We start from the raw sequence: 637 nt of genomic DNA, 5'->3' as shown, positions 1-637 counted from the left end.
GCAACCTGCTGTGCGCGGACGGCGCCCTGCGCACCGGCACCACCTTCACCGGGCTGCGCGGCGCCTCCCAGGGCAACGGCCTGTTCACCACGACCGTCGAGGGCAGCGGGCAGGCCGCGCTCGTCTCGGCCGGCGAGGCGGTCGTGCTGCGCGTGACGCCGGAGTACCCGCTGCGGGTGGACCCCGGCGCCTACGTCGCGCACACCGGCCGCCTCCAGCAGCACTTCCAGTCGGGCGTCAACTTCCGGACGTTGATAGGCGAGGGTTCCGGGGAGGCGTTCCAGATCCGCTTCGAGGGCGAGGGCCTGGTGTACGTACAGCCCAGCGAGCGCAACACGGTCGGCGGTGAGGTCTGATGCCGTTCACGATGGTCAACACGCGGATCGTGGAGGCCGCGATCACGCCCGGGCAGACGATGTTCAGCCAGCGCGGGGCGATGCTCGCCTACCGGGGCGAGGTCGCGTTCACGCCGAGCATCACCGGCGGCCAGGGCGGCGTGATGTCGATGATCGGGCGCCGGGTGGCGAACGAGGCGACGCCGCTGATGACGGTGGAGGGCAACGGCACGGTGCTGTTCGGGCACGGCGGCCACTACGTGCGGGTGGTCGACCTGAGCGGGGACACGCTGTACGTGGAG

The 637-nt window shown here is 71.6% G+C and carries 2 protein-coding genes; both read left to right on the top strand.

Features of this window, described 5'->3' with window-relative positions; translation table 11 throughout:
- The coding region (locus tag KUM32_RS37265) for an AIM24 family protein (RefSeq protein ID WP_217146287.1) at positions 1 to 356 on the top strand (356 nt) is incomplete at its 5' end.
- The coding region (locus KUM32_RS37260) for an AIM24 family protein (protein WP_217146286.1) at positions 356 to 637 on the top strand (282 nt) is incomplete at its 3' end. The genes KUM32_RS37265 and KUM32_RS37260, both read left to right, overlap by 1 nt.

It is taken from the genome of Streptomyces sp. AC627_RSS907, from assembly GCF_019049165.1.
This window is presented reverse-complemented; position numbering and strand designations above follow the sequence as displayed.